General features: G+C 69.6%; 7 protein-coding genes. 2 read left to right on the top strand and 5 right to left on the bottom strand.

Annotation, left to right across the window (positions count from 1 at the left end; translation table 11 throughout):
- Positions 1-220: 220 nt before the first annotated feature.
- Both purH and purN read right to left on the bottom strand, forming a co-directional pair.
- Complete coding sequence (gene purH / locus AB0J64_RS24595; RefSeq protein WP_364030885.1) at positions 221-1759, bottom strand: bifunctional phosphoribosylaminoimidazolecarboxamide formyltransferase/IMP cyclohydrolase; 1539 nt, start codon at positions 1757-1759, stop codon at positions 221-223.
- Complete coding sequence (gene purN, locus AB0J64_RS24590; protein ID WP_364030882.1) at positions 1756-2385, bottom strand: phosphoribosylglycinamide formyltransferase; 630 nt, start codon at positions 2383-2385, stop codon at positions 1756-1758. The genes purH and purN overlap by 4 nt, the downstream gene beginning before the upstream one ends.
- A gap of 74 nt (positions 2386-2459) precedes the next feature.
- Between purN and AB0J64_RS24585 the strand changes: the two genes are divergently transcribed.
- Positions 2460-2879: a hypothetical protein gene (locus tag AB0J64_RS24585; RefSeq protein WP_344997351.1), complete on the top strand. Its 420-nt coding sequence runs from the start codon at positions 2460-2462 to the stop codon at positions 2877-2879.
- Between the two features lie 8 nt (positions 2880-2887).
- Here AB0J64_RS24585 and AB0J64_RS24580 read toward each other — a convergent pair whose 3' ends face one another.
- On the bottom strand, positions 2888-4516 hold the full coding sequence (locus AB0J64_RS24580; protein ID WP_364030878.1) for a DUF6350 family protein: 1629 nt from the start codon (positions 4514-4516) through the stop codon (positions 2888-2890).
- 123 nt (positions 4517-4639) lie between these two features.
- Between AB0J64_RS24580 and galE the strand changes: the two genes are divergently transcribed.
- On the top strand, positions 4640-5707 hold the full coding sequence (gene galE, locus AB0J64_RS24575) for a UDP-glucose 4-epimerase GalE (protein WP_364030875.1): 1068 nt from the start codon (positions 4640-4642) through the stop codon (positions 5705-5707).
- A 95-nt stretch (positions 5708-5802) separates the two neighbouring features.
- Here galE and AB0J64_RS24570 read toward each other — a convergent pair whose 3' ends face one another.
- Both AB0J64_RS24570 and AB0J64_RS24565 read right to left on the bottom strand, forming a co-directional pair.
- Positions 5803-6570: a hypothetical protein gene (locus AB0J64_RS24570; protein WP_364030872.1), complete on the bottom strand. Its 768-nt coding sequence runs from the start codon at positions 6568-6570 to the stop codon at positions 5803-5805.
- Positions 6571-6632: 62 nt separating this feature from the next.
- A complete protein-coding gene (locus tag AB0J64_RS24565) occupies positions 6633-7445 on the bottom strand; it encodes a hypothetical protein (RefSeq protein ID WP_364030869.1) in 813 nt (270 codons plus the stop codon).
- Positions 7446-7728: the final 283 nt, after the last annotated feature.

Raw genomic sequence — 7728 nt, 5'->3', positions numbered from 1 at the left:
GGCCTCCATAGCGGGCAGCCCGACCTCAGGCGGCCTCCATAGCGGGCAGCCCGACCTCAGGCGGCCTCCGTAGGGGCGGCACGGCCGCCCCTGTAGCCGAGGGCTCGGCCGTCACGTAGCCGGCGGCCCTGATCCCATGGGGTGGGTGGGCCGAGGCTGTCACGGCAGCGGTTGAGCGCGCTCGCAGGGGCGGTCCGGGTGGCCTCTGACGGGTCGAGGGTCAGTGGAAGAAGTGACGGGTGCCGGTGAAGTAGAGGGTGATCCCGGCCTTCTCGGCGGCCTCGATGACGAGCTCGTCCCGGATCGAGCCGCCCGGCTCCACGATGAAGCGTACGCCGGCGTCGATCAGCACCTGCGCCCCGTCCGGGAACGGGAAGTACGCGTCCGAGGCCGCGACGGCCCCGTCCGCCCGGTCCCCCGCCCGCGCGACCGCCAGGCGGCACGAGTCCACCCGGTTGACCTGGCCCATGCCCACGCCCACGGTCGCCCCGTCGCTGGCCAGCAGGATGGCGTTCGACTTCACCGAGCGGCAGGCGCGCCAGGCGAACTCCAGGTCGGCCAGTTGCTCGGGCGTAGCGGGCGCGCCGGTCTTGAGCTCCCACTGCGCGGCCGAGTCGCCGGTCGCGTCCACCTTGTCCACGGTCTGCGCCAGGAGCCCGCCGTCGATCTCGCGGAACTCGGTCGTCCGCGACGGCCCCTCCGGGCAGCGCAGCAGGCGCAGGCTCTTCTTGCCCCGCAGCACCTCCAGCGCCTCCTCCTCGTAGGAGGGTGCGATGACGACCTCGGTGAAGATGTCGAAGATCTGCCTGGCCAGCTCGGCCGTGACCGCGCGGTTGACGGCGATCACTCCGCCGTACGCCGACACGGGGTCGCACGCGTGCGCCTTGCGGTGTGCCTCGGCCACGTCGGCGCCGATCGCGATGCCGCACGGGTTCTGGTGCTTGATGATGGCCACGCACGGCTCGGCGAAGTCCCAGGCGGCCCGCCACGCGGCGTCGGAGTCGAGGTAGTTGTTGTACGACATCTCCTTGCCGTGCAGCTGCTCGGCGTTGGCCAGGCCGTCCGCGCGACCCACGTAGAGCGCGGCGCTCTGGTGCGGGTTCTCGCCGTACCGCAGCGTGGCCTTGCGCTCATAGGCGGCCCCCGTGAACTCGGGGAACTCGCCCTCCCCGTACGTCCGCGCGAACCAGTTGGCCACCGCCACGTCGTACGAGGCCGTGTGCGCGTACGCGATGCCCGCCAGCCGCTTGCGCTCGGTCAGCGTGAAGCCGCCCTCGGCCAGCGCGTCGCGCACGTCGCCGTAGAACGCGGGGTCGACCACGACGGCGCAGGTGTTGTGGTTCTTCGCGGCGCCGCGGATCATGGCGGGCCCGCCGATGTCGATCTGCTCGACGCACTCCTCGTCGGACGCGCCGGAGGCCACCGTCTCCTGGAACGGGTAGAGGTTCACCACGACGAGCTGGAACGGGTCGATCTCCAGCTCCTCCAGCTGCGCCACGTGGCTGGGCTTGGTGACGTCGGCCAGCAGTCCGGCGTGCACGCGCGGGTGCAGCGTCTTGACCCGCCCGTCCAGGCACTCAGGGAACCCGGTGAGCTGCTCGACCTTCGTCACCGGGATCCCGTACGACGAGATCGCGGCGGCGGTGCCACCGGTCGAGACGATCTCCACCCCTGCGCCGTCGAGGGCCCTGGCCAGCTCCTCGAGCCCGGACTTGTCGTAAACAGCGATCAGCGCGCGCCGGATGGCGATGCGAGTCACGTGGATTCCCCTCCTGTTTCGTTGCCGATGCGGACGATGCGTCCGCTGACCGTCCAGCCCTCGCGGACCATCCGGCCGACCATGTCGACGAGCAGGCGCCGCTCGACGGTCTTGATGCGTTCGTGCAGGACCGCCTCGTCGTCGTCCGGGAGCACGGGCACCGCCTCCTGGGCGATGATCGGCCCGCTGTCGACGCCCTCGTCGGCCAGCATCACCGTGCAGCCGGTCACCTTGACCCCGTGGGCCAGCGCGTCCCGCACGCCGTGCGCGCCGGGGAACGACGGCAGCAGCGCCGGGTGAGTGTTCAGCACGGGAAAGGCGTCCAAGGTCGGCGAACCCAGAATTTTCATGAAGCCCGCCGAAACCACCAGGTCAGGCTCGTACTCGGCGATCCTGGCCGCGATGGCGGCATCCCATTCCGCCCGCGTCGCGTAATCACCCAATTTTTCGACAAAAGTTGGCACTTTCGCCCTCGCCGCCCTGGTCAGGCCCTCGATCCCATCCCTGTCGGCACCGACCGCGACCACGCGAGCACCGTACGACGGGTCGGCGGAAGCGTCCAGCAGGGCCTGTAGGTTGGTTCCAGAGCCGGAGACGAGGACGACGAGCCGCCCAGCCTTAGACACGCACACTCCAAAAAGGAAACAGGGTGGGGCTGACAGGGTATCTGTTCCTCGCCCGGCGACGCAGAGGAGGTCAGGTGTCGACACCGGTGAAGGCACCGGCAGGCCAGCAGCCCGCTGATTCGGCGGGCCGCCGAGCGATCTGGTTGTCCATCGCAGCGCTGGCCATGACGTTCATGTTGCCGCTCGCCGGACTGGTCATGGCGTTGTTCGCGCTGATGGCCGGGATCCGGGCATTCCCGCTGCTCAAGGCCTCGGGCCGGACCACAGGCGCCGCCGTGGGCGGCATCACCATCTCCTCGATCGCGCTGGCGCTGTCGGCCATGGCCACGGGGATGCAGCTGTACCTGATGGACGAGTACTCGGCCTACCAGGAGTGCATGAAGGGCGCCGGCACCGTTTCCGCGCAGGGCGAATGCTTCACGCAGTTCAGGGACGCGGCCCAGCGCAAGCTCCCCGCCGACGTGCTCGAGGTGCTCGGGGCCATGCAGCCGTAATCCTTTGCCTAGTCGCGGTCCCAGGCGTACGGGTCGACGTAGATCACATGGCCGCCACGGTCGTCCGATTCGTCCACGATGTCCTTGCGCGGCGGGCGGGCCGCCGGCTCCGGTGGGCGCGGGCGGGCCTGGGCGAGGGTCTCCGCCTCTGCCGAGGCGTGCTCGTCCTGCCAGTCGTCCCTGATGACCGGGATCTCCTGGGTGTCGGCCTCGGTGGCGTCCATCCAGTGGCCGGGCAGGGGGCGCGGGTCGGACTCGGCCAGCCCCACCTTGCTCGCCGCCTTGGCGATGGCGGCGCCCGCCTTGCGCACCGGAGCGGCCGCCTTGTCGAGCGGCGTACGGGCCCGCTTGTTGAGCAGCAGCAGGTTGGTCACTCCGGCGGAGATGCCCGCGGCCACGCCGACCTCGAGCGCCACTGACAGCGCCACCTCCCAGGGCGAGGGCCCCACCGTGGCCAGCCGGCCGCCGCCGATGGGCCCGCCGGACAGCGCGGCCAGCACCCCCGCCACGAGCCCGGTGACGACCCCGCTGAGGAACCCCCAGAGCGGCGCGGCCTCATAGGACGGCGACGGCGAGATCCTGGCCACCATCACCCCGGCCACGGCCCCCGCCGCGAACGGCAGCGCGATCACCGCCATCATCCACGCCGGAACGGGCCCGCTCTCCGGCAACGCCCCCAGCAGCGGCAGGCTCGGCACCGTGCCGAGCTGCACCCCGGTGGGCGCGACCAGGGTGTCGGCGCCGATGGCGAACCCGGGCCCGGCGATGTAGGAGGAGGCCCAGATGACGGCGTTCAGCAGGTAGAGCACCTGCAGCAGCAACAGCAGCACCCCGCCCACGAACCCCGGCGAGAGCACGCTGGACAGGTCCTTGACCTGCCCGAAGTTCAGCACGACGGCGACCAGCACCAGCGCGAGCCCGGCCACGAGCAGCACGGCCGTGGCGACAGCCGTGCCGACGGTGAGCGCGCGTACCCGCTCGGGCAGCAGCCGCAGCATCACCCGCCAGGGACCGATCATCCGCGCCGTCGCCAGCGACCCCGCCAGGAACGCCAGCACGAAGTGGCTGAGCAGCGCCTCGCCGATGTAGGGCTGGGTGATCTCGTTGCTCGCCGCGAGCGCGATCAACCCCGCGAGCAGCGCGTACGGCGCCGCCAGCGACACCCCGGCCTGCATCACCAGGATGAGCTGGGCCCGCCGGCGGGCCCGGGCCTGCTCCTTCGGGCTGTTCTTCGGCAGCCGGGCAGGAAGGCGCAGCCGCAGGTCCGCGTCGCGCGCCATCCACCGGGCGGCGCGATAGAGCAGCACGGCTGGCAGGATCGTCAGCCCCAGGGGCAGCAGCCCGACCCGCCCGCCGGGGATCGCGAACCCGGCGTGGTGCGCGACCAGCCAGAGCTGGGCCGCGGTGCGGAACACGCCCGGCAGCCCGACGCCCAGCGTGCCGCCCGGCGCGGCGATCCAGCCGACGAGGGTGAGTGTGGTGAGCGCGGCCAGCCCGACGCCGAGGGTGGCGGCGGCGGCCAGCATCCCCGACACCGGCAGCGGCCGCCTCGTCTCGTCGTCGTCGCCCGGGACACCGGGGAGCTTGCCGAGCACCGAGCGGGGGGCAGTCCGCAACTGGTCGAGAATCGCCGTCACAGTAGGCGATTTTCTCAAGGTTTCCCGACCAGCGCTTGGTTGACGCGCCGCCCCTCGCCCACTTTGTGAACCCGGAGGGGGTGCGGACGTGGCCCACGGGGGTCCGGTCGCCGCGGAAGAGCCATGGGAGAGCCATGGGAGAGGATGCGCCCGCCGGCGCGGACGTACACGATGATGAGTTCTGCAACAGACCGACCGACGCTGGGAGCGCGGATGCGTGTATTGGTTACCGGAGGGGCCGGATATATCGGGAGCACTGTCGCGTCCGCGTGCCTCGATGCCGGGATCGAGCCCGTCATTCTGGACAGTCTCGTCACGGGTCGGCGGGAGTTCGCTCAGGGGCGGGTGTTCTATGAAGGCGATATCAGCGATGGGCCGCTGATTGACAAGATATTTACCGAAAATCCGGATATTGAGGCTGTCGTCCACTGTGCCGCGCTCATCGTGGTCCCCGACTCCGTGGCCGACCCCGTCGGCTACTACCGCGCGAACGTCGCCAAGAGCCTCGAGTTCGTCGATCACCTGCTCCGCAACGGCTGCACCCGGATGATCTTCAGCTCCTCTGCCTCCATCTACCGCACGGGCGACGACCACACCGTGAACGAGGAGTCCCCGCTCGACCCCCAGAGCCCTTACGCGCGGACCAAGGCGGTGTGCGAGGACATGTTCGCCGACATCGCCGCCGGTCACCCGATCAGGATCCTCTCCCTGCGCTACTTCAACCCGATCGGCGCCGACCCCCAGATGCGCACCGGCCTGCAGCTGCGCCGTCCCAGCCACGCCCTGGGCAAGATGATCGAGGCGTACGAGGACGGCGTGCCCTTCCAGATCACCGGCACGAACTACCCGACCAGGGACGGCACGGGCATCCGCGACTACGTCCACGTCTGGGACCTGGCCGCCGCCCACGTGGCTGCCCTGCGCCGCTTCGACGCGCTGGAGGCCGACGTGATCAACCTGGGCACCGGCACGGGCACCACCGTCCGGGAGCTGGCCGAGGCGTTCAACCGCGTCGTCGACCGCCCGATCGAGGTCGTCGAGGCGCCCCCGCGCCCCGGCGACGTGGCCGGCGCCTACACCCGCAGCGACCTGGCCCGCCGCCTGCTGGACTGGCAGGCGCGCCACTCCATCGAGGACGGCATCAGGCACTCGCTCGAATGGGCGCGCATCCGCGAGTCCCGGCTCGGCTAGAGCGGCGCCGCCCGCCGTAGTACGCCGCGCTCGGCCACCAGCAGGCCGGGGTCCATGCGCGTGTGGCTGGAGGTGCCACACGCGCCGAGCGGCGCCTACCGGGTGGCGAGCGCCTCGTTCGAGATGATCTGGAGCTCATCCCGCACCTCGTCGAGGGCGGCGTCGGCCTCGTCGGCGTCGATCACCTGGTCCTCCGGAGGAGCTTCGATCGTCACCTTGTGGCCCCAGGCGGTGTACCTGGTGTCGGTCGTCTCCCGAAGCCAGAGGTGCCTGTCCACAGCGACTTTCGAGTCGGTGAAGAGCCGGCTGGGCAGGCCGTTCGAGCCGATGGTCAGCCGGTAGCCGAACGACTGGTCGCCTCTTCCTCCGGTGACCTTCCGTGTCTGCCCGGAAGTGAGCGAGCCGCGGTAGAGGCCGCTCTTGGCCGACCCGGCGTGCGAGAGCAGTCCCTTCAACTCCCTGAGCCGGAAGATGTCGACGGGCTGAGTGGTCGCGCTCGCATTGGTCGCGTCCCCCATGCGCACCCAGGTCTTGCCTTCGGGCAACCGGCCACCGAACTCCCCGGCGTGGAGGTAGAGCTGCTTCCCGACGACGAGGAACCGCAAGGTGGCTTTCGTCCTGAAGCCCCGCATGGTCATGTCGGAGGCCACGACCCCTGAGCCGCTGAACGCCAAGGTGCCGGTTATCTGGACAATCTCTGGTTTCTCGCCCTTCGACCGCATCCGGGCGACTTCTGAAATCTTGACGCCGTGACCGGTGACGAACTGCTTCTTCAGTGCCTTGACCGGATCGACGGCCGCCTGCGCGGGCGAGGCGGTGACCAGTGCCGCGGCGGCGACTGCCGCCGCGAGAACTCGTTGCATACGCATCCTCATCACAAAAGGGCCCCCTCCTGCCCAGCAGGGCGGGAGGAGGCCGGCACAAGCTAGTTGGCGAGCGAGTTCAGCGCGCTGTTCGGGATCTCCTGCGGCACCTGGCTGTCCTCACCGAGGTCCGCGACGTCGATCCACTGGCCCTCGGCCGGAGCCTTGATCTTGACCTTGGAGCCCCAGCCGATGTACCGGGTCTCGGTGACAGAGCGGGTCTTGCCCAGGACGCCGAGGTCCATGGTCCAGCCCGACGTCAGCTGAGTGGCCAGGCCCTTGGAGTTGACCTTCAGGGCGTAGTCGACCTTGATCTTGGAGAGCGGGCCGCTGAGCTTCGACCCGTAGACCTTGGCCAGATCCTTGTAGGTCATGGAGCCCTTGTACGTGCCGCCCTTGAAGCTCTTGGCGTGGGAGACGATCGCCTTCAGCACCTTCGGCTCGAAGATGTCGAGCACCTGGTTGTAGGTGCCACCGGAAGCCTCCCCGGTGTAGCGCACCCACGTCTTGCCGTCGGGCAGGTCCTCGCTGTACAGCCCGCCCTGGACATAGCTGTAGCCGCCGACCGTGACGACGCGCGGCGGGCCGTACGCGGCCGCAAGGGCCTTGTTGCCGCCCGCCCCGTGGTTCTTGATGTCGGACGCGACGACGCTCTTCTTGCCGAACTCGAACGTTCCAGAGGTCCGGGTGGAGGCGCCGGCGCTCTTGCCGTCCAGGGTGAGCCGGGTCGTCTCGGTGATCCGCACCCCGTGCCCCGCGACGAACTGCTTCTTCAGCGCCTTCACCGGATCCACCGGCGCGGCCTGCGCGGCCGGCGTCGCAGTCACGAGCGCGGCAACCGTGGTTAACGCCAGGCCCGCGAGAATTCGCTTCATTCGTTTTCCTTCGGATTCAAAAGGAGAGGAAGCAGAATCCTGCCAATAGAAGATCACGAACATATCTCGAGAACCGGGTCACAAGCCGCCGAAACCGTGTATTTTTCGTGCAGAGAGGGTTCTGGAGAAGTGAGATCACCGTCACACAGCGAGAGAACCATGCCCCGATGACCTGGGCAGGTCAAGCTTCGGGCTAGGCTTTACCGGCGGAAACGCCCGGCACGCACCCCTGAGCGTAGGAGCTCGCCGTGAGAGGGCAACGAACGATGCCAACGAGCGGCGA

Source organism: Nonomuraea sp. NPDC049695 (genome assembly GCF_040674955.1).
Lineage (GTDB): Bacteria > Actinomycetota > Actinomycetes > Streptosporangiales > Streptosporangiaceae > Nonomuraea > Nonomuraea helvata.
The sequence above is the reverse complement of the archived record's forward strand: the minus strand, read 5'-3'. Positions and strand labels throughout refer to the sequence as shown.

What these genes read in the sequence shown, in the direction of transcription:
- AB0J64_RS24570 (WP_364030872.1), bottom strand. Translation starts at nt 6,570, where the DNA reads ATGCAACGAGTTCTCGCGGCGGCAGTCGCCGCCGCGGCACTGGTCACC.
- AB0J64_RS24565 (WP_364030869.1), bottom strand. Translation starts at nt 7,445, where the DNA reads ATGAAGCGAATTCTCGCGGGCCTGGCGTTAACCACGGTTGCCGCGCTC.
- galE (WP_364030875.1), top strand. Translation starts at nt 4,640, where the DNA reads ATGGGAGAGCCATGGGAGAGGATGCGCCCGCCGGCGCGGACGTACACG.